Here is a 26,943-nt window from a genome sequence, read left to right as displayed (position 1 = left end):
ATGTTCCCTGCCTTGGGAAAAGGCTCGATTCAGGCTGCTCCTGGCACTGGGAAAACGATAACAATGATATATATCAACTATCTAGGCGACGCTTCCAAAACAGAGCGTCGCCGTTTTCCGGCTCGTCACCCGCGTCACGACATTGTCTGGACATAATGTCGCGCCAGAGCTTTCCCGGCCCGCAAGGCGTGCCCGGGCTGTCATGAACGTTCAAAATGAGTTCTGACGCCAGTCCTGGGGAGCTTTGGTCGTGTTTCCAACGATTTCGACGTGATCGGACTTTGCTCCCGCGAGCGAAAAATTCCCCCGGGGAAGGTGTGCGGCCATCGGCAACCGCCGCGAACGAGCATGGAATGTGACAGGACGCGTGCCAAAGCTGTGCCAGACGCCACTCTTGCAGGCCGGTTCACACCCTGTCTTTCGTATTCTGCCTTGACCCTGCCCATCCCGCCATTTCCGCGCCCTTAGCCGCCATGACCCTTCGCCCCGTTCTCTGGCATTATCCTGCAGGGCCGTTCTTTGCGATTTCGGCCATAACCGCATGTGTATTCCCCTGGATATGGATTCTTCCGGGCGGAGACGCGCATCTTTTACATCTGCGCCTCGGGCTCTTCGGGTTCGGCGGCGCTGCGATCATCGGTTATGTCCTGACGGCTCTCCCGGCCTGGAGCCCGCATCGCCCGTTTTTGGATACACGGATGATGGTCGCCGCCTTCCTGCTGGCCCGCGGGCTGAGCGTCGCCTTTCCAGCCCAGATTTTCCCGTCATTCGTTCTTTCTGTCATGATCGGAGTGGCGATCTTCATGCCGGCCTTGCACGCTGCGGGACTTTCCCGCCTGCCGATCGCTGCCGCGCCGCTGTCGCTCGCATTCGGCGAAGCGATGATCGTCGCCGGGTGGATTCCGTACTCATGGGCGGTCCTGCTCATGGCCGGGTTGATCCTGCTGGTCGGCGGGAAGGCAGTGCCGGTCTTTGTCGCAAGCGATCTCGCCCGGCAGGGAAGGCACCCCTCGCCACTGCCGCCGCTCTGGCTGCCATTTGTGCTGGTGTTGCCCGTCATGCTGCTCCCGGGCCTCGCTGTCTGGGCTGTCGGCATCATACTTGCCGCCTCGATTTTCTGGCGCAGCGGTTTGACCGACCGCCCAAATCAGGCCACTGTGCTGCTTGGCGGTGCCTGGAGTTCGCTTGCGCTGACACTGCCCGGGCTGCTGTTGCTGACAGGCACGGAATTGCGTCAGCCCATTGAGCACCTCTTCCTGATCGTGACCATGGGCGGCACCATATTTGCCTTTGCAGGCCGTGCCGCGATGCCCCGCTCCTCTTCGGGCGGCCTTCGGCCACGATCTCTGCAGATCTCGGGGCTGGCACTGATCCTGTTGGCCGGACTGCTGCGCGGCACGGCCGCTCTCGCTCCTCCGTGGCTATGGTTTTCTCTTTCGGCCTGTTCATGGAGCGCCGGTTGGCTCTGCTTCCTGGCCGTACATCTGCCGGCATTGTGGCGCCCGGCGCCCTTCCCGATCCTCAGCGCCTCGCGCAAGCCCGAAAAAGCAAAAGATGATGACGGTGCGCCGCGGTCCGGGCATGGGGCACGGCGCCCGGCCTCTAAAACCAACTAAAACTATCAACTTGACACGTTCCGCAGCGCGGTTCACAAAACCGTCAGCCGGATCGGGCGTATGCGCCCGGCCATGCCAACCAGCCAGATTCTGTTAATGGAGGGCGGAGCATGGGCTTCTGTGCTGTCGATGATGGTGTGCGTTCCAGCGTTGCCACATCTTTTCCCGTCATGCTGTTTCCCGATCGTGCCGCTGCGCGCGCAATAATGCCCGTTGCGACCCGACCGGCCGAAACCGGTGCGCCCCCGCTTCGCCAGCATGGCTCCGGCCGGAAACGAAACCGGCGGTTCGGTGTGGGACAGGGCGTTTTCGCAATCCAGAACGGTGTGACTCCGGCTCGTGGCGGATGGTGCAGCAGCCGTAGTGCAAGGGCGGACAGCCCTCGCAGGAAACCGGTCAGGCAATCTGCCAATCATCCTCGGCTCACGCTCACGGCAGCAAATTCACAAGAAAAAGGAATGACATGGGACAGTTGAAAAATCATGCGGCAGGAGGGCTGACCTGTCTGGGCTTCTGGGCCGCATTCATGGCAGGGCCGGGCCTTGCACAGGAACTGGTTCTGGAAGAAACCCCGGTTTCGGAAGAGACCGAGGAGACCGGTGCGGGAGAAGAGCCGATCACCATGCTGGACCAGCTCGTGGTTTCCGCAAGCGGCTATGCGCAGACCCTGCCTGATGCGCCGGCAACCGTCAGCGTGATCGACGGGGAGCAGATCAACTCGAAACCCTATGCCAGCGTGACCGATGTGCTTCGGGACGTGCCGGGAGTGGTGGTTTCGGCGCCATCGGCAAGATCAGGTGCGGAAACCATCACCATCCGGGGGCTGGGCGAGAATTACGTATTGACGCTGGTCGATGGCCGGCCGGTGGGGAACTCGCGCGAGGCGACATATAACGGTTTCGGTTCAGGACAAAGCTGGTCCTATCTGCCGCCCCCTTCGGCAATCGAACGGATCGAGGTGATCCGCGGGCCGATGTCCTCGCTCTATGGTTCCGCCGCATCGGGGGGTGTGATCAACATCATCACCAAGCCGGTTTCGGACGTATGGTCCGGAACCCTGACGCTCGGCACCTCGACCTATCAGGACAGCGATGCGGGGAGCGCAAACGAAGGCCGGTTCTACCTGAGCGGCCCGCTGATCGGAGAGCGGCTCGGCCTCACGCTCTACGGTTCCCGTCACGAGCGCAGCCGGAAAAGGATGCAGGTCGCCGGACGCGGAGGAAGCATTACCGAACAGGCGCAGGATGTCGAGCGCAAGTCGCTTGGCGCGCGTCTGACATGGGCCATTACCGATATGCAGCAACTTGATTTCGAAACCAGCTACAACGGGAGCGATACAAAGACGGTTGCGACTGGCGGGACGCCGGGCGGCATCAAGCTCAAGCGCATGAATTACAGCCTGTCACACCGGATCAGCTGGGGGAACGGCCACGAAACCACCTCTTTCCTGTCATATGAGGATGTGGATTTCAGCAATGGCGACAATGTGTCGGGTTACGACATGCTCAACCTGAACACCAAGACCAACATGAGCCTTGGCCGCCACGACCTGACCTTCGGCATGGACTATATTGACGAGACGACGCGGCACTCGCCGAATCGTGTCAACGTCGACCCGAAGATGACCCGCTGGCAATGGGCGCTGTTTGGTGAGGACAACTTCCATCTGACCGATGACCTGACGCTGACGCTGGGGCTGCGCCATGACCAGAACGAACGTTACGGATCGCATGTCACGCCGCGTCTCTACGCCGTCTGGCATGCCACGCCATCGCTGACCATCAAGGGCGGCGTGAGCGGGGGCTACAAGACTCCGACACTGAAACAGGCCGACAGCAACATATTCGAACCATCGGGCGGGGACGGCCGGGCGCGCGATCAGGGCAACACCGACCTCAAGCCGGAAACCAGCACGAACTACGAGATCGGCGCGGTCTGGGAAAGCGCAAGCGGCGTGCAACTGGGGCTCACCGCCTATCATACGCGCTTCAAGGACAAGATCGAGCGCGAGACGATCTGCAACAACGAGGCACCCATACCGGGCCTGCCGTCGGATTGCGGAATGAACGGCCCGGGTGACCCGATCAAATGGATCAGCCAATACGTCAACCGGGACGCGGCCGAACTGAACGGGGTGGAAATGACAGCGGATTTCTCGGTGCGGGATCTCGATGTCACGTTCAACTACACCTATGCGGACAGCAAGATCACCAAGGGCGACAATGTCGGTGAGACCTTTAACAGCAGCCCGCGACACATTGCCAACCTGGGGCTTGATTGGACCGTTACGGACAAGTTCTCTCTCTGGGGAAATGCGCAATATCGCAGCGCCACCACAGATTCGGGCAGCAACCAGATCGGCGAGCATACGATTTTCGATATCGGAGCGGATTACAGTTTCAACGACAATGCCATGTTGAGCCTTGCCGTTTACAATGTCGGCGACAAGAGCTTCGGGCTGACGCATTACAACGACGGCGGCGCTTCTATGCCGGTCTGACCACCCGCTTCTGAAAGCAAACGCGGCCGTCCTTGCTGATGGCCGAACCATACAACGTTTAGGAAACCTTACATGCCTTTTCTCCTTCGTGTTCCCGTTCCCGCAGTGGCATTGGCGACCCTTCTGGCTTCGGGGGTCAGCGCTGACACCGTCTTCGATGCGCCCGCCGATTTTGTGGGTCGGATAATGTTCTCCGGTCCACAGCGCAGTGCGATTTATCCCGGAAGCAAGGTCGAAGTCACAGGCTCGGGCTTTGCTCCCCAGCAACGGGTCACGCTTCAGCGTGGCCAAGGCCTGCTATCGTCGCCGGATTTGCAGGCCGACGCTGAGGGCGGCTTTACCTTCAGCTTTGATCTTCCCACGGATGCCGTGGTCGGTCAGCATCCGGTCGTGGTGCTGGCGGACGATCCCGATTCTGCCGCAGTGACGCCGCTGAAGGTTTCACCGCAGGTGCCGCTAGCGGGAGCCGATGATTATGAGACCAAGGCGGTCAAGGTCACGCCTGGCGTCTATCAAGTCGCGCACAGCGCCAATAATGATACGGTGTTTGTCGCCTCGGCCGTGGGTCGTCCGCCCGAGGGCTCGTCCAGCATTGCCAAGCTGGACGCCGCCACGCTTGAAGTTCTCGCACAGACCGACCCCGGTGACTTTGGCGCCTTCGGGATCGGCGTGGACGATGCAAACGATACTGTCTGGGTGACAAATACCCGGCACAACGCCGTAGCGGTCTATACCCAGGGAGACCTGTCCCTGATCAAGCAGTTCGAGACTGACACAGTCGAGAAACCGCGTGATGTGGTAATCGATGAGACCAGAGGCCGCGCTTATGTCAGCACCCACCGCAATCGGATCGAGAGCTTCGACACAGAAACGCTGGAAAAGCTGGATGGGTTTGAGCTGCAGTCTGAGCAACGTGGCGAGAGCTTCGCGGCCATGAGTCTGGCTCTGGATCAGGTTGGGGGGCAGCTCTATACGGTTTCGCTGCGCACGCCTGAGGCGGCGCGGATCGACCTGGATTCGGGCGAGGTGACGATTTTTGCTCTGCCAGGCGTAAAAAACCCATCCGGTGTAGATATAGATCCGCGGACCGGACGCATCTTCGTAGCCTCGCAAGGAAGCGATAACGTAATCGCCATCAACGGCGAAAGCGGACAGCTTCTGTTTGACACGCGGGTCGGGGCGGGCCCACTGAATATCGCCTTTGACGTGGTTAGCGGTCAGCTGTTCGTCGCCAGCCGCGCTTCGGACACGATCACGGTATTGGATGGGTCCAGTGGCAAAATCCGGGCCAATCTGGATGGTGGTCCCTTTCCGAACCATCTGATCGTCACGCCCGATGGTACGGTTTTCTCGGTGAACAAGGCGCGTGGACAGGATGATTCCAATGGCGACCGACTTTCGCGCATAGCACCGGACACGTAACCGCGTGCAGAATGAGGCTATCGGTAGGCGCGCGACGACCTGAAGGCAGTCAATGAATACTTATGCGGGATCATCACGCTGCTATTCTTGAGAACCCCGTCGGAGAAAATCAGCGTGGAAGAACTGAAGCAGTTTTTCCGGGTGGTTCTTGAAAACCGGTGCGCCTTGGCGCGACCTGCCCCAGGAGTTCGGCAAGTGGTCATCGGTCTACCGTCAGTTCCGCCGCTGGACCCTTGCGGGACTGTGGGGGGTTATCCTGGACGCTCTCAACCACGCCGGGGTTGCGCCGGACAAGCTGCAGATGGTCGACAGCACAGTGATCCGGGCGCATCATCATGCGGCGGGCGCAAAAGGGGGACTCCGAAAGAGGCTCTTGGCCGTTCGAGAAGTGGGTTCTCGACCAAGATTCACCTCCGTCAACGGTGCTGGCCTCCCGATGAGGACCGAGATCACGCCGGGGCAAGATTCCGACTATACCATACCGGCTATGATCTGGTGATGGCCGACAACCTGCCCGTCGGCTGGCAACCCGCTACGACAAACCGCAGATAGTTTCCTCGGCTTTGTCGATATAGCCTGCATCAGGCTATGGCTTCGACATTTGTCAACATGACCTAAGAGCGACAGCCCATACTACCCCACCTGCTCGACACCGCCAATATGCTAAACTCCGACATGAACGTCTCTCTCGCGGAGGTTCCTACGAAACCGTTATGGCACATTCGATGGCGTCGGGTGGGGGCATCCACCGCATCAATCCAGTCTGTTAAATATTTCGTCCGTTTTGTACAGTGTCATATGCCGTCCAGAAGGTCTCATATAAGTCATTCAAATCGCTATTGTCAGCCATGAAGGCCTTTTCTTCTTTAGTCAGGGATACGCGCTTATCAGATACAAACTTTTCTGCCTGATTAGCTTTTCTTGTGGGATCTATATTTTTCAACCATACTTCAGATTCACTTAATTTAAGACGGGCCGCAACATGGGCAAGATGTAGTCGATCATCAGCCTTCATGCGATCTAGAGAAAAGGCTGTGAAATCAATCTCGTCTCTGGACAACATCTCCAATGCCGTAGCTATGGATATACGATATTGCTCAGCAACCTTATCAATTTTAGAGTTCCAACGGCTTGCGCAAGAAAGAAAATGTGCTTCAAAATTTCGCAAACAGTATAAGAATTTAAATCCACCTACCGCACGCGCCATACTTAAAGCACGCAATTCTACACGCGGCAGTTTGAAGCCTATAAGGTTTGTATTTTTAGGTGTCGACTTCACGCCATGTTTCTGGCCCGCACAAATCATTTGATAGAATAAGGCAGCGCGTTTACGTTTCCAGATTTTGGAGCTTACCTCATCTTTTTTCTTTTCTTCTATGTTTTTATAAAACTCATTATTTCTATGTAGATAGTCTAGAGTTGTCTCCAATACATTTGGATGCATCTCGCCCTGGATGACCACGTTCGAATGTGTATTCAAAGCGTTTGTTATAAACCTTGTTCCACTCCTAGGGGGGCCGCCAATAATTAAAAAGTCTTGCACGTTGAGCACCAATGTGTCTTTTTCTATAATGTTTTAGGTCAGTATCATCAGGCGATGACGCAATCTGTTCCCCGGTTGGGAGTTGACTCGGTTTCACGGGCGGCGATTCATGCCGGTTTCATAGTCCCAGCTATTGCAGATTGCGGCGACTGTTTCCAGCATAATGTAACGGCGCGAGACCGGCGATGTCTGTGGGAGCAGATCCTGGAGGCGCTGAATGAGAGGAGATCGCTGTGGCCTGCGCCGGATGCTTGCAGACGAAGCTGATCGCGTGACCGGGCTCCCAACGCAACGGCCTGGTGCGGCCGGGCAGGGCGGGTCGAGGTGCCGGATTGCGGACATGACCCGATTGGCCTGTGGCGGGGCTGGGCAAGGTTCTGATGTGAACGCGGCGACCGAGCCCGCCGGTCAGGGATATGGGAACGGGCTGATATCAGTCGATGTTCAGCTCGGCAATTCTCCGGGCAAACTCCGAGCGCAGGAACGGCATGTGTCCGGCGATTGAGATGGCTGCATTTCGGATCGCCTGGCCGCCACTGGATTTCATGGTGGCCAGTCGGGTCATTCTGTCCGTGAATGCGACGATATCATTCGCGACGCGGTGCCGCTCCGCCGCCCACATATCAAGAGCCGCACTGTCTGCACCCTGCGCCAGGACCTCGGCGAGCGAAACCGCATCCTGAATCCCCGTGTTCATTCCCTGCCCGCCTGCCGGGCTGTGAACATGTGCCGCATCTCCACACAGCAGAACGCGCCCGCTGCGCGGTGTCTGTGCCACGCGATGATGTATACGAAATCTGGAGCTCCAGACGATGTCATGAATATGACCGGGCCTTGCCGATGGACCGCGAGTATCGATCAATTCCTGCATGAAGGACCTTGAGGGGAGTTCCGGCGCGTCATCTATGGTCGCAACAATCCGAAAGTGCTCCCGGGGCAGCGGCGCCACCACCACAAGGCCGGCGGGCGAGAAGAACAGGCTGACCTCCTCGCGCCCGAGAGGCCAGTCCATCCGAACATCGGCGAGAACAAAGGATTGCTGATATTCAGCGCCGGAAAACGCGATGCCGGCCTGGTCCCGCACCCGGCTGTGCATCCCGTCGCAGCCGACAATCCAGCTTGCGCGAACGGTTCTTGTGGTCCCGTTGTCCAGAAGCGTCGCTTCGACCCCGTCGCTCGTCTCGGTGAACGAGACCAGCTCACAGGGCCGCGTAACGGCCCCTCCCAGCGTTTCCAGCCGATTCAGGAGAATCTGTTCAGTGCGGTCCTGAGGCAGCATCAATGCAAATTGATAGGCGCTCGATATGCCGGAGAGATCAATGGTGACCAACACGCGGTCGCGATCGCGCACACGGAACGTCGGGATGCGGAGGCCCTGTCCTGTCAGGGTCGACGTGACGCCGAGCGGTTCCAGCACCTCCAGGGTGCGGGCGTGAATGACGGCGGCTCTCGAAGTGTTCGCGCCGGCCGGCCGGCGATCGACCGCGATGACGCTTTCGACGCCGCGCCGCTGAAGCACGGCAGCGAGGGCGAGCCCGCTTGGGCCCGCACCGACAATGAGGATCCCGGCTTCCGCCATCATTGGTCCCGGTCGCGGTCGAAAGCAAAGGGTCGCGCATCGGGACGTGAATCGCAACCCGGGGCCAGAATTCGAATGCGCGTTGTTTCAGGATCACGATACTGAACCCGCCCCCTTTCGACCGGAAACCCGGGCATTCCCACGGAGGCCTGGGGATAGCCCCAGGCACGGCGGATTCGTGCTTCCTGCGGGTGTTCTGGACGGCCGGGCCGCCGGCAGATCCTCAGCCGGACGCAGCGGATTGCGCGTTCGTGAAAGCTGCAGATCAGATGCGGAGGTTGATTTTCGAGCGCCCGGTTCTCTTGACTCGGCATAATTTTGCCGATGTACAGTATACCATGTCAATTTTACGGGATGGGGGATTATGCGGATTTCACTTGTAGTGGCTGCGGTCGGCAGCCTCGGGATGGTCGCCTGCGGTGGAGGGAGTTCCGGGTCGTCTGGACCCGTCACTCCGGTCGACCCGGATGCGTCCTTTGCCGATCTCGTTGCAACAACCGGCCGGATTGTCGGCGAGCATCCTGTCTCCTGGGATGAAGACAAGCTTTCGCCGGCACCAGCCGTGGAAGAGCACGGCACGGCGACATATCGGGGGGCTGCGACCTATAGTACTACGGATGGGGACTTTACCAATCCCATCGCCGCCTCGAACGTGACTGTACACGCGACTATTGGCGGTGACGATCTGGTGGATCCCTACTCCGGGAGCATCACCGGCAGCCTTGATAACTTCCGCGATGCTTCGAACAATCCGATCGCAGGGCAGATCGACCTGGTCAATGGCACTATTGCCGGAAACACCATATCCGCAAGTATGGAGGGGGAGATAAACGGCCACTCGGTCAATATCGACAAAGACGCTGAAGGTGGATTCAGAGGCGGGTTCCGCGGCGATGAAGCCGAGGCCATCAGCGGCCCAATTGATGGTTCGGTAGACGGCACACGATATTACGGCCAGTTCGGCGCCGAACGATAGGCCCGGAACATCAGATCCGGGCGGCCGATATCCCTGCGGCCGCCGAGCACCTTCCGACTGTGTGATCATCTGTTGCTTCATAAAGCTTTCCGCATAGCGGCAACAACGATCGTTCTGCTCATCGTACTGCTTCCCTCTGCGGGGATGACGCAGGAACGCTGGCCGTTGGCACTTGCTTTCGGCTCTCCTCGGCTTGCGTTTCACAGCCTTCTGGCCGAGCAGCCCAAGGGATCGCGTGGCTATGTTTTTTCGCTGGCCCGGCGGCTGGCTGTGCAGCCCGGGCAGCGCTTTCCCGATGTTGTCCAATACGGCGTCACGGTCTCGCCGGTGTTGCGGCATGAATATAACGTGAATGGCGGAATCCCGTCCGATTATCTCAGGATCGGGGATTTTCTGTTCAAGGTAGACCCCGATTCCCGCGCCAAAAATGCGGTGATGGCGGGCCTGCGCGCCTCGGCCGGGCTGTCCGTGGCCGTTGCCAAGGGAGCGGTCCTGTCCTTCAGCGGCTACAAGGAGTATCGCAGGGCGGTCGGAGACGACCTTTCTGTCCGGGAGCACGGCGGCGCGGTCACTCTCAGCCATACGCGGGACGACTGGTCCTATATCGACGTGTCAGCCGGGCAGTATGAAAAGCGGCGCAAGCTCGGGGATGACAGCACGAAATATGCGGTTGTCACTGTCGGCCGCATTATCGGCAGTGCCGAAGCAACGCGGGATGTCTCGGGGACATTCATGCGCATCCGTGACAATTCGACCTGGCAGAATCGTGTTCGTTTCAACGTCGCGTCAGTCAATCCGCACCTCGGCCTCTGGCGCCTCTCCGTCGAGGCAGGAGACCGCTTGGAGGGGCGGCTCCTTCCCACGCTCTCTGTCACCGGCGCTTATTCCAACATCCTTTTCGGCTCCCCCACCACCCTGTCGCTTTCGGCAATTCAGGAGAGAGGGGGGAAATTCTTCGGAACAGAGCGCCGGGATGATATTCTGGTGGCACGAGCGGACCGTCGGTTCGGGCGCAGACTGGATGGCTATGTGTCGGTGGAGCGGAGGAATTCGAGCATAGAAGCATTCTCGCACACGAATATCGAGGCCGGATTTGTGATCAGAGGATTGGGCCTGGCGAATTAGGGGTCGACGCTGGCAACCGTTCCCCGCTGATCGGTCACCGGCGTCACAAAACCCGCTGCCGAAGCAGCATGGCAGATGGGGAACAGACAGAAGGGACAGAGGCGTGTGAAGCCGCACGACACATATCGAACCTCTGCGTGGTCAACGGCCCTTGCCGGGATGTCGCCGTCGTATTTCGGCCTTGCGATGGCCACGGGGATCGTATCGCTTGCAGCGGACGCAACCGGTTACGCGACCATTGCGCGATTGTTGTTCGGCCTCAACGTGGTGCAGTATCTGGTGCTCTGCGGGCTTTATGCATGGCGCGCCTGCGCATTTCCGCGCCGCTTCTTCGGTGACATGCTCACCCACGCCACCGGCCCCGGTTATTTCACGATGGTCGCGGGCACCGGGGTTCTGGCCAGTCAGTTCATTGTCCTCGACGGGAACATCGTGGTCGGGAAGGTGCTCTGGGGTCTTGGATGCCTGCTGTGGGTCGGCCTTACTTATACGATCTTCACCGCGCTGACGGTATGCCGCGACAAGCCGACGCTTGATCGCGGCATAAGCGGCGGCTGGCTTCTTGCGGTGGTGGCCACGCAGGCCGTTGCCGTGTCGAGTGCGCTCATCGCCACCGAGGTCGCGCAGCCGCACCGGCTCGAACTGAACCTCCTTGCGCTTTCGATGTGGCTCTGGGGCGGCATGCTTTACATCTGGATGATGTCGCTGATCTTCTATCGCTACACGTTCTTCCGCTTTTCGCCGTCCGACCTGACGCCGCCCTACTGGATCAACATGGGGGCCATGGCGATTTCGACGCTCGGCGGATCGCTTCTGATCGGCAACGCGCCCGATGCCCCGTTCCTGACTTCGATTCTGCCGTTTCTCAAGGGGTTCACGGTGCTCTACTGGGCGACGGGCACCTGGTGGATCCCGATGCTGCTGCTTCTCGGGGTGTGGCGGCATGGATACCGCCGCTTTCCGCTGCGCTATGATCCGCTCTACTGGGGTGCTGTCTTTCCCCTCGGGATGTATTCCACCGCGACCTGGCACATGATCGAGGTGATGCCTCTCGGCTTTCTCGAGCCGGTACCGCGCCTGTTCTTTCATGTGGCGCTTGCGGCCTGGCTTGTCGCCTTCGGGGGGCTGCTGCACCGGCTTTCCCGCATCCTGCTGGACAGAAATCCAGGAGCAAGCTCCTGACATCCGCCGGCGGCGGCTGCATCTGCGCGGTGTCCGGGCAGCATCCCGGTGCCTGGCGGCACATCCCGATGCGAGGCATCGAGACCGTGAATTGGTTGACCTTCTGACTAGATCTGCTGCCTATGCTGCTGACGCTTGCGGAGATCCGCGATCAGGCACGAAGCCAACGGAGTCCGGCTGCCGATCATCCCGGACTGGATCGCCTCAGCCTTGTCAGGAGCACTGCATCGGAAGCGCCCTGACAGCACGGGCCGCTGTAACCGACGGAAAACGGGCCCCCTTTTCGCATCCGGCGGGGGCCCGTAAGGTCAGCTTGCGACGGCGATGCGGGGCGCCGTGAAGGATTCGAGACGCTCACCCGCCCGCAGCCCGTGGGCATAGGCGAAATCGGCCGCGGCGAGCTTGTGCCCCGAGGCGGTGCGCACCTTGGAGATCTCGATCACGCCGCCCTGCGCCGCGACATGAATGCTCTGCTCCCCGATGCTGACGATCTCGCCCGGCTTGCCCTGCACATCGGCAAAGCGGCGAACCGGCTGCTTGCGGGCCGAGAACAGGTGGACCTTGACGCCGTTGACGACGGTCCAGGCCCCCGGCGCCGGATCGCAACCCCGGATCAGATTGTGAATCTGGTCGATATGGGCGCCCCAGTCGATGCGCGATTCCGCGTCACGGCACCAGCCTTCGTAAGAGGCGGCGGCCTCGTCCTGCGGGGTCTCGCTGTGGCGGCCGGCCACCACGCTGTCGGCCGCCTTCAGCATCGCCTGCACCCCGAGCGGGAACAGGTGATCGAAATAGACCGATCCGACCGTGTCTTCGGGGCCGACGGGGACCGTTTCCTGCAGGATGACGGGCCCTTCATCAAGGCCATCGGTCGGGCGGAAGATGGTCAGACCGGTTTCGGAATCGCCCTTGATGATCGGCCAGTTGATCGAGCTTGGCCCACGATAGAGCGGCAGCAGCGACGGGTGATACTGGATCATGCCATGGCGCGGGATGTTGACAAAGGATTGCGGCGCGAACTGCAGCACATAGGCCATGACCCCGATATCGGCGTCGAGTGCGGCAAGCGCGGCTGCGGCCTCGTCACCCTTGAGATTCGGGAACTGAAACAGGTTCAGGCCCCGTTCCTCGGCCGCAAGACGCAGCGGATCGGGGCGGGAGCCCGGCTTTTCCGGGGCGCAGAAGACGCCGGCGACCTCGTCGCCGCGTTCGATGAAGGCTTCCAGCACGGCCTTGCCGAATGCCTGCTGGCCAATGATGGCGATACGCATGGATTTCTCCTTGTTTGCGGTTGTTTCCGGGACGGGTCCGCATTCAGGCGGTCAGGCCCGGAACGGAAACGGAAAGATGAAGGCCGGCCCCGCGGGGAGGAATGCGGGACCGGCCCCGCGCGTCAGCGCCCGGTGTTGATCCAGACCACTTTCGGTTCGGTGAAGTTGTCGATGGCGGCTTCGCCATGTTCGCGGCCAAAGCCCGAGTCGCGCACTCCGCCCCAGGGCAGGCGGATATCGGTCGGTCCATAGGTATTGACCCAGACCGTCCCCGCCCTGAGTTCACGGGTGAACCGGTGCGCGCGGGTCACGTCCTTGGTCCAGACGCCGGCGGCGAGGCTGTAGGCGGTGCCGTTGGCGATACGGATCGCGTCGTCTTCGTCGGCAAAGGGCATAACCGCGGCTACCGGGCCGAAGATTTCCTCCTGCGAGATCCGCATCTCGTGGTGCACGCCGGCAAAGACGGTCGGCTCGACATAATAGCCCCTGTCACCGATGCGGTTGCCGCCGGTGACGATATGGGCGCCCTCCTTGCGGCCGATGTCGATGTAATCGAGAATGCGGTTCATCTGGGCCTCGGAAACGATCGGGCCCATGTTGGTGCCGCTTTCCAGCGGATCACCGATGCGCATGCCAGCGGCGCGCGCGGCGAGGCGCTCGACCACCTCGTCATGGATGCTTTCATGCACGAGGATGCGGGAGCCCGCCGAACAGACCTGCCCGGTGTTGAAGAATATGCCCGAGCCCGCCGCCTTCACCGCCGAGTCGATATCCGCATCGGGGAAGATGATGTTGGCGGACTTTCCGCCCAGCTCCAGCGTCACGCGCTTGAAGTTGCCGGCGGCGCCCTGCAGGATCTGATGCCCGACACGGGGCGAGCCGGTAAAGGTCACCTTGTCGATATCCGGGTGATCGACGATGGCCTGCCCGGCCACCTGGCCGAAGCCCGGAACCACGTTGAGCACCCCGGCGGGAATCCCGGCCTCGAGCGCCAGTTCGCCGATCATCAGGGCGCTGAGCGGGGTAATCTCGGCCGGCTTCAGCACCACGGTGCAGCCGCAGGCGAGTGCGGGCGCGATCTTCCACATGCCGATCATCAGCGGAAAATTCCACGGCACGATGGCGCCGACGACGCCCAGAGGCTCGCGGATGGTATAGGTCAGCGCATCGGGCCGCGCCGGGATCACCTGGCCGTTTATCTTGTCGGCCATGCCCGCGTAATAGGTCAGGGTGTCGATCACCGCCGGCAGATCCTGACGCCGGATCGCCGAGACCGGCTTGCCGGAATCGAGGCTTTCGATCCGGGTGAGCTCATCGGCATTTTGCCGGACCAGCTCGGCAAGCCGCAGCAGAAGCGCGCCGCGGTCGGCTGCCCGCATATGCCCCCATTCGCCATCGAGCGCCGCCCGCGACGATCGCACCGCGGCATCGACGTCCCCGGCATCGGCCTCGGCCACATGCGCCAGAACCTCGCCCGTGGCCGGATTGAGCGTCTCGAAACTGCGCCCCGATCCGGCGGCGATCCGGCGGCCGTCGATCAGCAGTCTCTGCGTGTCCGTCGTTGTTCGATCAAGCATATCGCCCTCCTTTAATATGCACAGGAAATCATATCTTTAATGATTGCCCACAAGCATGGTGATTGGATAAACTATGAATAACCCGTGTGAGCATGGGAATATGAAATCTTGTGCCGGACGGGGCTAGAAAAATATGAATATGTATTCATAACATTTCGGAGGCTTCGCCCGAGTGGGGCCATATGCGCCGCATGGCGCAGGCAGGGTCAGGCAGGGTCAGGCAGGGTAGGGACGCGCAATGATAAAAATAGAAATCGAGCCGATCTGGCGTTTCACGCGCGGCGAAGATGCGCAGTCGATGCAGGTCATGCTCGACTTTCTGGCAGAGATCAGGGCGACCGGGAAAATCACTGTCGCCGCTGACCGGGCCGGCATGTCCTATCGCCATGCCTGGAACCTCATCCGGAAATGGTCCGATTTCTTCGCCACGCCCCTCGTGGTGCGGCGGCGCGGCAGCGGCACCACGCTCACCCCTTTCGGGGAAAAGCTGGTCTGGGCCGGGCAGCGGCTCGATGCCCGGCTCGGGCCGCTGCTGGAGAACCTGTCACAGGAGCTTGAAAGCGAGATCAACCACATGCTGCAGAGCGGGCCCCTGATGCTGCGGGTCCATGCCAGTCACGGCTTCGCGGTGCCCCGCCTGCGTGAACTTCTGGCGCGGGAGCCCGATCTCGATGTCGATTTCCGCTATGTATCGAACCAGAATTCGCTGGTGTCGCTTGCGCATGACGGTTGCGATCTGGCCGGGATGCATCTGCCGCAGGGCGAATTGCGCAAGCGGGCGATCACGATCAGCAAGGGCTGGCTGCAGCCGCACATTCACCGCGTCATCGGGCTGGTCACGCGGGAACTCGGGCTGATCGTGGCGCGGGGCAATCCGCTCGGGATCACCACCGTGGAACGGCTGCTGGATCCGAAGGTGCGTTTCGTCAACCGCGAGACGGAATCCGGCACGCGGCTGCTGTTCGACCAGTTGCTGGCGCAGCACCGGGTGGATGCGTCACGCATCAACGGTTACGAACATGGCGAATTCACCCACGCCGCCGTTGCCGCCTATGTGGCGTCGGGCATGGCCGATGTAGCCTTCGGGGTCGAGGCGGCCGCGCATCAGTTCGACCTCGATTTCGTGCGCCTGCTGACCGAGGATTATTTCTTCGTCTGCCACAAGGACATCCTGGAGCTCGACGCCGTGAAGCGGATCCTCCAGATCATGCAGGGGCAGGCGTTTCACGACATGATCTCGACCGTGCCGGGCTACCGGCTCAAGGATCCGGGTGTCATCAAGACCATCCCCCAGGTGTTCCGGGAATCGAAATGACCTTTGCAAATATGTCTGCCTGTCCCCGAGCGCATCGAGGGTGGTGACGGCCAGCGGCAGAGGCGGGTTGCGATGGCGGGCCGGGCTGTTCGGAACGATCCCGGCAGAATGAATATGGTGCGGCAGGGCCTCCGCACGCTGCCCCGACAGCATCCAGGCCGTCGGATCGTTGCCGGCCGGCCGCCCGAGCGGCCCCATTCGATCACATCGGCCATCTGCGCAAAGATTGACCGAAAGCCGTGTCTTGATCATGATGAACCCGTCTCGGTCGGGCACCGTGCGCTTTTTCCGGGGCGCTCCACAGCAGACCACAGGAGACCGGAGATGTTTCAGAACCATTGTCACATGGGCTGGAAAACCGCCCTGGCCGCGGCGTTCCTGTTCGCCGCGCCCCTCGCGCAGGCCGGGGTGAACCCGGTTCCGCCCTATGAACCGATCACCGTGACCGCGGAGGACGAGACGATCACGCTGACCGGGCGCGACATGACCTATGGGGATGTCATCCGTATCGCCCGTGACGGCGCCCGGGTCGAGCTTGCCGACGAGGCGGTGCAGCGGGCGAAGGATGCCTATGGGCTCCTGCTGCAGGGCGCGGCCGAGGGGATGCCGATCTACTGGTTCAACCGCGGCGCCGGGTCGAACCGCGAGACGGTGATTTTCGAGGGCGATCCGACCAGCCCCGAAAACGCGGAGTTCCTGCGCAAGCAGCAATATGCCCGCTTCGCCAACGGGGCGCGCGGCGGCTACGGGCCGGAGATCCACGAGGAAAAACTCGTCCGTGCCATCATGGCGATCCGCGCCAACACGATCACCTACGAGGCGGCAAGCCCCGACCTCGTGCGGATCCTAGTCGACATGCTCAATCACCGGGTGACACCGGTGGTGATGTCACGCGGCACGCTTGGCGAGGGCGACCTGCCCACCATGGGCAATATCGCCGCCACCATGGTCGGGGTCGGCGACGCCTATTTCGAGGGCGAGCGGATGCCCGCGCGCGAGGCGCTGGAACGCGCCGGCATCGAGCCGCTCGTGCCCGAGGGCGCCGATCAGGCGGCGCTGATCAGCACCAATGCCTATGCCTATGCGCAGGTGGCGATCGCGCTTGCGGAGGCGCGGGAGGTGCTCGAATGGGCCGATCTCAGCTATGCCATGGCGCTGAACGGCATGAATTCGAGCCTCACGCCGATTTCGGCCCCGGTGCAGGCGATGCGGCCCTATGACTGGCTGAACTGGGACGCCGAGCGCGTGCTTGACATGTTGCGCGGCAGCTACCTGTTCGAGCTGGACCCCGAGCGGATCATTCAGGATCCCGAAAGCCTGCGCGCCTCGTCGCAGCGGCAGGGGGCCGCGTGGCAGGCCTGGGCCGTGCTGCGGGATTCGCTGCATATCTCGATCAACTCGTCCGATCACAACCCGGCCGTCGTGCCCGGGATCACGCCCGACAGTTCATGGGAGCTCTCGACCCCGCATTTCAAGCGCTACTATGTCGAGGGCGGGCCGCTCAGCGACGGCAAGTCGGGCTTCATCTTTTCCAACGCGAACTGGGATCCCTACCCGATCGCCAACGAAATCGAGTCCTTCACCATCGCGCTGACCAACATGGGCGTGGCCGTGGCACAGCGGATCGAGCGGTTCACCAACCCGTTCTTTACCATCGTTCGCCCGCAGGACGTGATCGACCCCGAAACGGCTGACCGGCACCCGGTTGCCCATGGCGGCTATCTGCCGACCGATCTGTGGCAGGATCTGGCCCGGCTCGGCACGCCGGTCACCCCGAACGGGCAGGCCATCATCGCGACGGTCGAGGATCTCGAGGCGCAGACCCGCATCAAGGGGCAGGTGGCGCGCCAGGCGATCGACGTGCTGTCGCATCTGGTGGCGCAGGATCTGATGACCGCGTCCTACTGGATGGACATCCGCCGGCTGCAGGATCCGGCCCGCGAGTTCGGCGAGGCGCCGACCCGGGCGCATGCGGCCCTGCGCGAGGAGATCCCCTGGGACATGGCCCCGGAGGATCGCCCCTTCCGCAACCCCGGGCAGATCATCCGCGACTTCATGCAGGAGCATCCGGCCTCCGAATTCTACCCGGGCGGCCCCGAGGAGCCCGAAGCCGCCCCCATCCCCCGCGCCGGGGTGATGCCCGAATAACCTTGCCGCGCCGGCGCACGGCTTTCGGCCCGAACCCCGCCCGGCCCGTGTTTCGCGGTCCGGGCGCTTTCATGCGCCGGGCGCGGGCCTTGCCGCTATTCATTCGCCGCGCTGATAGGCTTCGATGGTCACGTTCAGACAGCCGGTGTCGGGGTCGAACATGCGGCCCGTCTCGCCGTAGACCCGGAGCGTCTCGGTCCGCTCGAACCCGGCGCAAAGGCTGAATCCCCGCGGGGACGTCACCTCGTAGCGGTAGGGGGTGCCGTCGAAACGGTCCGTCAGGGGCGGTGCGCTCATGCAGCGGCCGTCGGGCGCAAGGGTTTCGGGCAGGGTGCCCTCATCGGCATTGGCCACGCAGCGCACGAAGCGCGCGAGGCGCTGCAGATCCTCCATGCGGGCCTTGTCGCGGACCTCGGCCTGACCGGTGCGCGGCCCTCCCATGCTCCAGAGCGCGAGCGCGACCGCACCCGCCGAAAGGACCGCGAGGCCAAGACGCCCGCCAAGTGCAAGCCGGGCCGGGTCAGTCATGGCGCCGCTCCTGCATGGCGAGGATGACGAGCGCGGCGACCAGCGCCACCGCCGCCGCCTTGACCACGAAAGCCGCCGTCATGTCGCCGGCAAGGAAGCGGTAGATGATCGCGAGCGCATCGCCCAGCAGCGTGAGCGCGGCGAAGAACACCGTCAGGTGCCCGATCCACACCGACAGGGCAGGGCGGCGCTGTTCGGGGGCGGGCCGCGTGCGCCACCCGGACCAGAGCCAGAGCGGCAGGAACACGATGATCGCCGCGACCGGCCAGCGCATCGAGGTCAATTGCCAGTCCGACAGCGGCTGGGCGGCGGGCAGGAAGATATCCGTGAGCGTCAGCAGCAGTTGCACGAGATGCCCGACCACCATGCCGAGCGCGACGAGCTGCAGCCCCTCGACCAGCGCGAGTCCCGCGGTCAGCGCGGTGCGTTCCCGCCGCGGCACCGGCGGCAATCCGGGGCGAATGTCCCAGGCGCCGAGCGCATCGCGGATTTCGCCCGCGCTCCAGCCGGTGGCGGCAAGCGCCGCGGCGATGTCCTCGGCCGGGTGGCCATCGGCCAGGGCGGTGCGGGTGAACTGGTGCAGATCGGAGTGGCGGGACATGGTGCTCGGATCGAAGAGAGGCCCGGGACTGGGCGCCCGGCGCAGGCTAGGGCCGCACCTTCCGTTTGGCAACTCTCGTGAAAAAACGGTCCGCCGCGCGGGTTCGCTCCCCGGGGCCGGCCGGGCTGACCTGCCCCGGCCCGCCGGAATCGCCCGCGTCGATCCAGGCCGGGAGTCAGGTGCCCTCGCGAAGGGCGGCCTCGATCGCCTGGACGTCGATCTTGCGCATCGTCATCATCGCGGCAAAGGCGCGCCTTGCCTCGTCTCCGCCGTTCGAGAGGGCCTCGTTCAGCACGCGCGGAGTGATCTGCCAGTTGACGCCCCAGCGGTCCCGGCACCAGCCGCATTCGTTTTCCTCACCGCCATTGCCGGTGATCGCCTCCCAGTAACGATCGGTTTCGGCCTGGTCGCCGGTCTCGATCTGGAACGAAAAGGCAAGGCTGTGCGTCACCCCCGGCCCGCCGTTGAGCCCCATGCAGGGGATGCCGGCGACGGTGAATTCGACCACCAGAACATCACCGGCCCGGCCGGAGGGATAATCCGCCGGGGCGCGGGTGACGGCCGTCACGCGGCTGTCGGGAAAGGTCGCGGCGTAGAACCGCGCCGCCGCCTCGGCCTCCTTGTCGTACCAGATGCAAATCCTGTTGCGGGTCATCGCGATATCCTTTCGGGTTGACGGCCCGGGATCCGGCCCCGGCCCGGATGTGCATGGCGGCACAGCGCTCACGCCCCGCCGCGCCGGACCAGTTCCTCGAACCCGCCCCACATCATGCGCATTCCGTCGAAGGGCATTTCGGGCATGTCCTGCATCATTGGTTCGGTCTGCATCGCCTCGGCGGCGCGGTCGCAGGTGGCGCGGTCGGGCCATTCCAGCCATGCAAACACCACGACTTCGCCGTCCTTGCGCTTCACGGCCATGGGAAATGAGGTCTCCTTCCCCTCGGGCGTGTCCACCCCCCAGCATTCGCGCATGGCAAGGCAGCCATGGCGCTGGAAAATGGCCCACGAATCCTCGGCCATCTGCCTGTAGGCGGCCTTGTTCTCTGCCGGAACGGCCAGCAGAAATCCCTGTATGTAAGCCATTTCATGCACCTCCCGGCTGTGCGGACTCTCCGCAGGTCATATCCACCTCCCGCGCGGCCCGGTTCAGTTCGTCCATGCCGACCTTGCGCACGGGCGTGGCCAGCGACCAGGCATGACCGAAGGGATCCCGCACCATGCCGAACCGGTCGCCCCAGAACTGTTCCTCGACCGGCATGACGACCACAGCGCCGGCCTGTTCGGCCCGCGCGGCCCATGCGTCGGCATCGTCCACGATCAGGTTCATCGACACGGGCGAACCGCCAAGCCGGTTGGGACCGGTGACCCCGGCCTCGGGGAATTCGTCGTTTAGCATCACCGAGGCGCCGTTGATGCTGAGACAGGCGTGCAGGATCCGGCCGTCCGGTCCGGGCAGGCGGAACATCTCTTCGGCGCCGAAGGCGGTCTTGTAGAATTCGATGGCGTCCGCCGCGCCGTCGCAGATCAGATAGGGTGACAACGGGCTGATCCCGGTTTCTGCCGCCTTCGCGGCCGCCTTGCTCATCGAGGTGGGCATCATTTCCTCCTGCGGTTCGTGTCCGATGCGCATCGGCTTCCGCCGCGATGCGCTTGCCCGCAGAAGGTTGCTTGACCTTTGGGTTGATGTCAACGTAACTGGCAGCCATGCGCCATGATTTGCCGATACAGACGACGCTCGAGGTCCGGGACCGGTGCCTTTGCCTGCATCTTCAACGGGCTGCGCGTGCCATCGCGCGCCGCTTCGACGAGGCTTTGCGCCCGCTCGGGCTGAACAATGGCCAGTATTCGCTGCTGATGTCGCTGAACCGGCCCGAGCCGCCCCGAATCAGCGACCTCGCGGCCTTTCTGGCGATGGACCGCACCACGCTGACCGCCAACACCAAACCGCTGGCGCGGCGCGGCCTGCTGGAGATCATCCCGGACGAGCGCGACCGCCGCAGCCGCCGCCTGCGCCTGACCGATGCCGGGCGCGATCTGCTGGTGGCGGCGGTGCCGGTCTGGCGCGCGACCCATGACGGGATCGACCGGCTTCTGCCCGACACCGACGCCGCCGCCCTTCGGGCCGATCTGCGCCGCCTGTCCAGCCCCGGCGGGGACCGGCCGCGGACCTGAGTCCCGGCCTTTTCCCGCCGGCGGGGCCGGTCAGGCGGCGGGCGGGGTCCAGTGCGGCTCGGGCAGATCCTCGCGGAACGCAAAGCGCGCAAGATGCGACCAGACCACCCGGCACCCGCTGGAAAGCCCGTCCTCGTCCGCCGCGGTGACGGAAATATCTAGCCCGCCGTCATGGGCGTTCAGTTCGACGGTGCTGTGCGGGAAGCGGCAGGTGCCGCTCTGCGCGTCGTAGCGGGTTTCGATCTTGTGTCCGAAATGCTTGCAGAGCTGCTGCAGATACCGGCTGGCATGGGGGGTGGCGATGGTGGTGGCGATTTTCATTGATCCTGGCCTTGTCCTGTCCTGTCCTGTCCTGTCCTGTCCTGTCCTGGAAACCTGTGCCCTGATCGTGCCGATCACAAGGGCGCGCGGGCGGAGCATCGGCGATTCGGCACCGCGCGGACAGCCCCGGCGTTCACGCTGTGCGGCCCGCCGGGAAAAGTTCAGGCCGCCGGGCCGCGGGCGGGGGGAGCGGAACCGGCTGGCCCCGGGCTCCGCGATGGAACCAACGCCGAAACCGCCGGTTGGAATCGGCGGGCAGCTTCTGCCCGTCCTCGCCGCGGGCATTATGTCACGTCGGCCCGATCCGGGGCAATAAACCGGGCATTCCGCTGGCCATCCGGCTGGCACGAGGTACACTTGCCCGCAACACCGGTGCCGGCGGTGCATGGCCCGGACCTGTCGTCCGCAGGCAGGGGGCCGCTGCAGGAGAACGGATAGCGCGAAATCCGCAACCGGAACCGGAAAACGGGGGACGAGGCGTCCGGCTCTTTCAACGCTGCGGCAAGACAGTCGCCGGCGAGGAGCCTGAACATAAGGAGTCCGATCATGGATGCGCTTGCACGCGATTATCCGACATTGCTTGCCGAACGTGAACCGCCCTGCCTGTCGCTTTACCAGCCGACCCACCGCACGATTCCCGACAGGCAGCAGGACCGGATCCGGTTCCGAAACCTGGTCAGGGAGCTTGAGACATCCCTGCAGCAGAAATATCCCAAACGGGAAATCGCACCGTTGCTGGCGCCGTTCCACGACCTTGCCGAAGACACCGAATTCTGGAACCACGCGCAGGACGGGGTGGCCGTCTTCGGAGCGCCCGGCCTGTTCAAGGTCTATCGCCTGCAGCGCTCGGTGCGCGAACTGGCCATCGTGGCCGAAAGTTTCCACACCAAGCCGCTCATGCGCATCCTGCAGTCGGGCGACCGTTATCATGTTCTGGGCATCGGGCGGCGCGAGATGCGCCTGTTCGAGGGCGACCGGTACACGCTGGACGAGATCGAGCCGGCGGCGGGCGTTCCGCGCACCGCGGGCGAGGTGATCGGCGACCAGGACACCGGCCCGGAACGGAGCAACCGAGTCTATGGCTCCGCCGGATCGCAGGTGACGACGAGCCACGGAATGGACCTGCGCCGGGCCGAAATGGACAATGAGGCCGAGCGTTTCTTCCGGGCCGTCGATGCGGCGGTGCTGACCCATCATTCGCAGCCGACGGGCAAGCCGCTCCTGCTGGCGGCGCTGGCAGAGCACCATCACCGCTTCCGCTCGATAAGCCGCAACCCCCATCTGCTGGACGAGGCGATCGACGTGGACGTCGATGCGGTTCCGGCCGACGATCTGCGGGAGCGCGCCTGGCGGATCATCCTGCCCCGCTATCTTGCGCGGCTCGACGGTCTGATCGAACGTTTCGGCACGGCGCAGGCCCGGCATGCCGGCAGCGTCGATCTTGCCGATATCGCCCGCGAAGCCGTGAACGGGCGGATCGAGACCCTGCTGGTCGAGGCGGATCGCGAGATTCCCGGCCGGTTCGACGATGCGACCGGCGCGATCGAATTCGCACCGCTCGAAGATCCGGGGGTGGACGACCTGCTTGACGATATCGGCGAACATGTGCTCCGCATGGGCGGCGAGGTGGTGATCGTTCCGGCGGAATCGATGCCGTCGGATACCGGGCTTGCCGCCATCTATCGGCACTGAACGAGCGGGCCGAACCCCTTGCCGGGGGTCCGCGCCCGCAATCCCGCAGGCGCGACTTTCACGCAGGGGTGATCGCCGGGACACCGGACTGGCGTGCGGTCATCCGTTTCGGGCCGGACCAGGGATTCGACTTGACGCGGGCCGGGCTGTAGCTACGGCCTGCGCACGGGACGTAACACGGGAAAAGAGGGTGCGGCAGCGACATGACACGCATCCACAAGATCGCCGCCGGCAGCATTCTGGTCGGCCTCCTTGTCCTCGGGCTGAAGTTCCTGGCCTATTGGCTGACCGGGTCCATTGCCCTTTATTCCGATGCGCTCGAAAGCATCGTGAACGTGGTCACGGCGGTGGCCGCGCTGTTCGCCGTCTGGACCAGTTCGAAACCGGCCGATGCCGACCATCCCTATGGGCACGGCAAGATCGAGTATTTCTCGGCCGTGCTCGTGGGTGCCCTGATCGTGGTCGCCGCGCTTCTGATCTTCCGCGAGGCCTATAACGGCTTTCGCCATCCCGTGCCGATAAATCCCGCCCCGCTCGGGCTGCTGATGAACGCGCTGGCCGGCGTGGTGAACGGTGTCTGGTGCTGGCGGCTGCTCCGCTGGGGGCGGGAATTGCGCTCGCCCGCGCTGGTGGCGGACGGGCGCCACCTTCTGACGGATATCGTGTCCTCGGTCGGGGTGCTGCTCGGGGTCGTGCTTGTCGCGCTGACCGGCTGGGCGGTTCTCGATCCGGCGCTGGCCGCGTTCGTGGCGGTGACCGTCCTGTGGTCGGGCTGGCAGCTTCTGCGCGATTCCATCGGCGGGCTCATGGATGTCGCCCTGCCGGATGCCGAACTTGACCGCATCCGCGAGATTATCGCCCTCACCGCCGATGGCGCGCTGGAGGCGCATGACCTGCGGACGCGCCAGGCCGGTCCCCAGACCTTCGTGGAATTCCACCTTGTCGTGCCGGGTGACATGACGGTCGAGACGGCACATGCGATCTGCGACCGGGTTGAGCGTGCCATCCGCAGGGAACTCGGACAGCCGCACATCACGATCCACGTGGAGCCGGAGGAAAAGGCCAAGCATTCGGGAATCGTGATAAGCTGATGCCCCGGCCTGAACGGGGCGGCATGACCGGCGATCTGGCGGGCGGCTGCCGGTGCCATGCGGCCCGAGGGCCGCATGACAGGGCGGGTTCAGAATGTGGAGGTCAGGCCGAGCCACAGGCGGCGGCCCTCGACCACCGTGTTGAACTCATCGGCCTGCACGTCCTTGTTGAAGACGTTGTAAAGGGCCGCGCTCACCGTCGCGCTTTCGGTCAGGCGATAGTTCATGCCGATATCCACGGTGGTGTAGGGCGCGTATTTCTGCCCCGATTCCCCGTTGATCGTGACCGGCCGGCCGTTGCTGCCGATCCGCAGGCCGGAGGCGATTTCCGAGCCGTGGTAATTCGCGCTCAGCCAGCTGTCGAGCCCCTCGACCGGCGTCTGCCAGTCCAGCCGCAGGTTGGCCATGTGCTCGGGCGTGCGGGCCAGCGGGAAGCCGGCGAAATCGCCCGTTTTCTGGCGCGAACGGGTGTAGGTATAGTTCGCGCGCGCCGTCAGGGTCGGGCTGAGGATCCAGTCGCCGGTCAGCTCCAGCCCGGTGATCTCGGCCCGGTCCACGTTGAAGTTACGGAAGATGTCGTAATAATGCAGGCTGCCGTCCGGTGCCGTGTATTGCGGACCGTCGGTCCACTGATCGGTGGTGCGGATCTGCTGCAGCTTGTCCTTGAACCGGGTGTGGAACGCGGTGGCGCCCAGTGTGAAATCCGTCCCCTCGTAGATCATGCCCAGTTCGAAATTGGTGGTCTGTTCGGGTTCGAGGTCGGGATTGCCCAGAATGACGCCGCAGCTTGGCGGGGTGTTGCCGGAACATCCGCGGCCGCCGGTCGTATAGGCATAACCCGGCGTGATGGTGCGGATGTCGGGCGCGCGATAACCGGTCGAGATGCCGCCCTTGATGGTCAGCGCGGGCGTGGCATCCCAGACGCCGTAGATCCGGGGCGTGATATGACCGCCGTAAAGTTCATGTTCGCTGTAGCGCAGGCCGAGCGTCAGGATGAAATCGTCACGCAGGTGCCATTCGTCCTCGGCATAGAGCGCCCATTCGTCGAGCGAGAATTTCTCGTCAAAACGATCCTCCTCGGGCAGATCCGCCTGCGCGCCGGGGTTCTGGTCCTTCACGGTGGTGTGGATGAACTGGCCGCCGAAGGTCAGGTTATGCGTGCCGAACCATTCGACCGGCCGCGATCCCTTCGCATCCACCACGGTGTTGCGGACTTCGGGCGAGCGGATGTTTTCTTCCCATCCCGTATCGAGCGCGGTGCGGCTGTATGTGGTGCGTTCGCCGATTTCCTGCGACAGGCTCAACTCGGTATCGAGATCACCGAACTGGCCCTTGTGGGTCAGCGACCAGTGGCGGCGGTCGTTGTCGCGATAGCCGAGATCGCCATAATCCTCGCTGGTGAGCAGGGTCTTTCCGGCCTCGAGCATGAGCTGGTTGTTCTCATTGAGCGCCCAGGTCAGCCGTCCGCCGAAATCGTAATCGTCCGACCCGTTCAGCCCGTCGGGAATGGGCGAGGCGGAGCGGTCGAACTTGCGCGCCCAGAGCTGCAGCCCGAGCCGGTCGCCGATCAGCGGACCGGCCGCATAGAACGAGAACTGCCGGCTGTTCTTGAAGCCGGCCTCGTCCTGCAAGGTGGTCTCGGCGGTCATCGAACCGGTCCAGACGTCGGAAACCGGCTTGGTGATGACGTTGATCACACCGCCCATCGCATCCGAGCCGTAAAGCGAGGACATCGGCCCGCGCACCACCTCGATCCGGTCGATCGCGGCAATCGGGGGGATGAAGCTCTGCTCGATGCCTGCGCTGCCGTTGGTGCGGGCATCGCGCGTGTTCTGCCGCTTGCCGTCCACCAGAATCAGCGTGTACTGGCCCGGCAGGCCGCGGATATAGATATCCTGCTCGTTGGCGGTGCCGGTCGCGACCACGCCCTGAATGTTGCGGATGGCGTCGGTCAGGTTGGTGAAGCTGCCCTTCGCCAGTTCCTCGCTGGTGATGATCGTGACACTGGCCGGCGCATCGCGCACGGTCTGGGCAAAGCCGCCGGCGGTCACGGTGATGGCATCCAGGGTCAGGGTGCCCTCGCCGCTTTGCTGGGCCTGCGCGATCACCGGCGCTGTGAGGGCGGTCAGGGCCAGCAGGGCCGCATGGCGTTTGCGCCAGCGGCGCCGGACGAGCGGTATGCTCTTATTGGTCATGGTATTACCTGTTCGATGTCCGAGGGATAGGATGTTCTCTGGGTGGGCCCTGGTAACAAGGAGCAGGTGTGCCGTGCCTTGAGCGTCAT

At 63.2% G+C, this 26,943-nt stretch carries 22 protein-coding genes and 1 pseudogene; 12 read left to right on the top strand and 11 right to left on the bottom strand.

From position 1 onward, the window contains the following. Window positions 1–473 precede the first annotated feature (473 nt). The 4 genes and pseudogenes from B0B01_RS12025 to B0B01_RS12930 all read left to right on the top strand — a co-directional run. Window positions 474–1,616: an NnrS family protein gene (locus B0B01_RS12025; protein WP_076650297.1), complete on the top strand. Its 1,143-nt coding sequence runs from the start codon at window positions 474–476 to the stop codon at window positions 1,614–1,616. A gap of 463 nt (window positions 1,617–2,079) precedes the next feature. Further along, complete coding sequence (locus tag B0B01_RS12020; RefSeq protein WP_076650296.1) at window positions 2,080–4,116, top strand: TonB-dependent receptor domain-containing protein; 2,037 nt, start codon at window positions 2,080–2,082, stop codon at window positions 4,114–4,116. Window positions 4,117–4,188: 72 nt separating this feature from the next. Next, on the top strand, window positions 4,189–5,538 hold the full coding sequence (locus B0B01_RS12015) for a Vgb family protein (RefSeq protein WP_076650295.1): 1,350 nt from the start codon (window positions 4,189–4,191) through the stop codon (window positions 5,536–5,538). A gap of 142 nt (window positions 5,539–5,680) precedes the next feature. Next, a pseudogene (locus tag B0B01_RS12930) lies at window positions 5,681–6,151 on the top strand (IS5 family transposase); the annotation flags it as partial. 153 nt (window positions 6,152–6,304) lie between these two features. Here the strand turns inward: B0B01_RS12930 and B0B01_RS12005 are convergent. Next, complete coding sequence (locus B0B01_RS12005; RefSeq protein WP_234967800.1) at window positions 6,305–7,090, bottom strand: sulfotransferase; 786 nt, start codon at window positions 7,088–7,090, stop codon at window positions 6,305–6,307. A gap of 424 nt (window positions 7,091–7,514) precedes the next feature. Further along, window positions 7,515–8,663, bottom strand: coding sequence for an FAD-dependent oxidoreductase (locus B0B01_RS12000; protein ID WP_143733097.1), 1,149 nt, complete (start codon window positions 8,661–8,663; stop codon window positions 7,515–7,517). A gap of 361 nt (window positions 8,664–9,024) precedes the next feature. Between B0B01_RS12000 and B0B01_RS11995 the strand changes: the two genes are divergently transcribed. The 3 genes from B0B01_RS11995 to B0B01_RS11985 all read left to right on the top strand — a co-directional run bounded on the left by B0B01_RS11995 (window position 9,025) and on the right by B0B01_RS11985 (window position 11,943). Then, window positions 9,025–9,636: a transferrin-binding protein-like solute binding protein gene (locus B0B01_RS11995; protein WP_143733096.1), complete on the top strand. Its 612-nt coding sequence runs from the start codon at window positions 9,025–9,027 to the stop codon at window positions 9,634–9,636. Between the two features lie 165 nt (window positions 9,637–9,801). After that, window positions 9,802–10,761, top strand: coding sequence for a hypothetical protein (locus B0B01_RS11990; RefSeq protein WP_076650292.1), 960 nt, complete (start codon window positions 9,802–9,804; stop codon window positions 10,759–10,761). Between the two features lie 159 nt (window positions 10,762–10,920). Beyond that, window positions 10,921–11,943 carry a tellurite resistance/C4-dicarboxylate transporter family protein gene (locus tag B0B01_RS11985; protein ID WP_083946337.1) on the top strand — a complete coding sequence of 341 codons (1,023 nt, stop codon included), beginning with the start codon at window positions 10,921–10,923 and terminating at the stop codon, window positions 11,941–11,943. A 308-nt stretch (window positions 11,944–12,251) separates the two neighbouring features. Here B0B01_RS11985 and B0B01_RS11980 read toward each other — a convergent pair whose 3' ends face one another. Both B0B01_RS11980 and B0B01_RS11975 read right to left on the bottom strand, forming a co-directional pair. Beyond that, entirely contained in the window at window positions 12,252–13,214 is a 963-nt protein-coding gene (locus tag B0B01_RS11980; protein ID WP_076650290.1) for a methionyl-tRNA formyltransferase, read from the bottom strand. 122 nt (window positions 13,215–13,336) lie between these two features. After that, the gene (locus tag B0B01_RS11975) at window positions 13,337–14,791 is read right to left on the bottom strand and encodes an aldehyde dehydrogenase family protein (protein ID WP_076650289.1); all 1,455 of its coding nucleotides are present in this window, start codon (window positions 14,789–14,791) and stop codon (window positions 13,337–13,339) included. 238 nt (window positions 14,792–15,029) lie between these two features. On the opposite strand from B0B01_RS11975, the gene B0B01_RS11970 reads away from it, so the two are divergent. Together B0B01_RS11970 and B0B01_RS11965 are read left to right on the top strand one after the other, a co-directional pair. After that, window positions 15,030–16,106, top strand: coding sequence for a substrate-binding domain-containing protein (locus tag B0B01_RS11970; RefSeq protein ID WP_076650288.1), 1,077 nt, complete (start codon window positions 15,030–15,032; stop codon window positions 16,104–16,106). Between the two features lie 324 nt (window positions 16,107–16,430). Beyond that, window positions 16,431–18,254, top strand: a complete 1,824-nt coding sequence (locus B0B01_RS11965) for an aromatic amino acid ammonia-lyase (RefSeq protein ID WP_083946335.1) — start codon at window positions 16,431–16,433, stop codon at window positions 18,252–18,254. 99 nt (window positions 18,255–18,353) lie between these two features. On the opposite strand, the gene B0B01_RS11960 is transcribed toward B0B01_RS11965, so the two are convergent. The 5 genes from B0B01_RS11960 to B0B01_RS11940 form a co-directional block, all read right to left on the bottom strand. Further along, on the bottom strand, window positions 18,354–18,782 hold the full coding sequence (locus B0B01_RS11960; protein WP_076650287.1) for a hypothetical protein: 429 nt from the start codon (window positions 18,780–18,782) through the stop codon (window positions 18,354–18,356). Further along, window positions 18,775–19,383, bottom strand: coding sequence for a DUF5671 domain-containing protein (locus tag B0B01_RS11955; protein WP_076650286.1), 609 nt, complete (start codon window positions 19,381–19,383; stop codon window positions 18,775–18,777). The genes B0B01_RS11960 and B0B01_RS11955 overlap by 8 nt, the downstream gene beginning before the upstream one ends. A gap of 175 nt (window positions 19,384–19,558) precedes the next feature. Further along, window positions 19,559–20,038 carry a VOC family protein gene (locus tag B0B01_RS11950; protein WP_076650285.1) on the bottom strand — a complete coding sequence of 160 codons (480 nt, stop codon included), beginning with the start codon at window positions 20,036–20,038 and terminating at the stop codon, window positions 19,559–19,561. Between the two features lie 68 nt (window positions 20,039–20,106). Then, on the bottom strand, window positions 20,107–20,466 hold the full coding sequence (locus B0B01_RS11945; RefSeq protein WP_076650284.1) for a DUF1428 domain-containing protein: 360 nt from the start codon (window positions 20,464–20,466) through the stop codon (window positions 20,107–20,109). Window position 20,467: 1 nt separating this feature from the next. After that, on the bottom strand, window positions 20,468–21,013 hold the full coding sequence (locus B0B01_RS11940) for a VOC family protein (RefSeq protein ID WP_234967799.1): 546 nt from the start codon (window positions 21,011–21,013) through the stop codon (window positions 20,468–20,470). A 74-nt stretch (window positions 21,014–21,087) separates the two neighbouring features. Between B0B01_RS11940 and B0B01_RS11935 the strand changes: the two genes are divergently transcribed. Further along, entirely contained in the window at window positions 21,088–21,555 is a 468-nt protein-coding gene (locus B0B01_RS11935; RefSeq protein WP_076650283.1) for a MarR family winged helix-turn-helix transcriptional regulator, read from the top strand. A 30-nt stretch (window positions 21,556–21,585) separates the two neighbouring features. On the opposite strand, the gene B0B01_RS11930 is transcribed toward B0B01_RS11935, so the two are convergent. Then, window positions 21,586–21,876 (bottom strand): DUF2218 domain-containing protein, encoded by a 291-nt coding sequence (locus tag B0B01_RS11930; RefSeq protein ID WP_076650282.1) that lies wholly within the window; start codon window positions 21,874–21,876, stop codon window positions 21,586–21,588. A gap of 546 nt (window positions 21,877–22,422) precedes the next feature. Between B0B01_RS11930 and B0B01_RS11920 the strand changes: the two genes are divergently transcribed. Together B0B01_RS11920 and B0B01_RS11915 are read left to right on the top strand one after the other, a co-directional pair. Next, complete coding sequence (locus B0B01_RS11920) at window positions 22,423–23,568, top strand: baeRF3 domain-containing protein (protein WP_076650280.1); 1,146 nt, start codon at window positions 22,423–22,425, stop codon at window positions 23,566–23,568. A gap of 203 nt (window positions 23,569–23,771) precedes the next feature. Then, window positions 23,772–24,659 carry a cation diffusion facilitator family transporter gene (locus B0B01_RS11915; protein WP_076650279.1) on the top strand — a complete coding sequence of 296 codons (888 nt, stop codon included), beginning with the start codon at window positions 23,772–23,774 and terminating at the stop codon, window positions 24,657–24,659. 89 nt (window positions 24,660–24,748) lie between these two features. Here B0B01_RS11915 and B0B01_RS11910 read toward each other — a convergent pair whose 3' ends face one another. Continuing rightward, entirely contained in the window at window positions 24,749–26,854 is a 2,106-nt protein-coding gene (locus tag B0B01_RS11910; RefSeq protein ID WP_076650278.1) for a TonB-dependent receptor domain-containing protein, read from the bottom strand. Window positions 26,855–26,943: the final 89 nt, after the last annotated feature.

Origin of the sequence: Pontibaca methylaminivorans (genome assembly GCF_900156525.1) — a bacterium.
Taxonomy (GTDB): Bacteria; Pseudomonadota; Alphaproteobacteria; order Rhodobacterales; family Rhodobacteraceae; genus Pontibaca; species Pontibaca methylaminivorans.
This window is presented reverse-complemented; position numbering and strand designations above follow the sequence as displayed.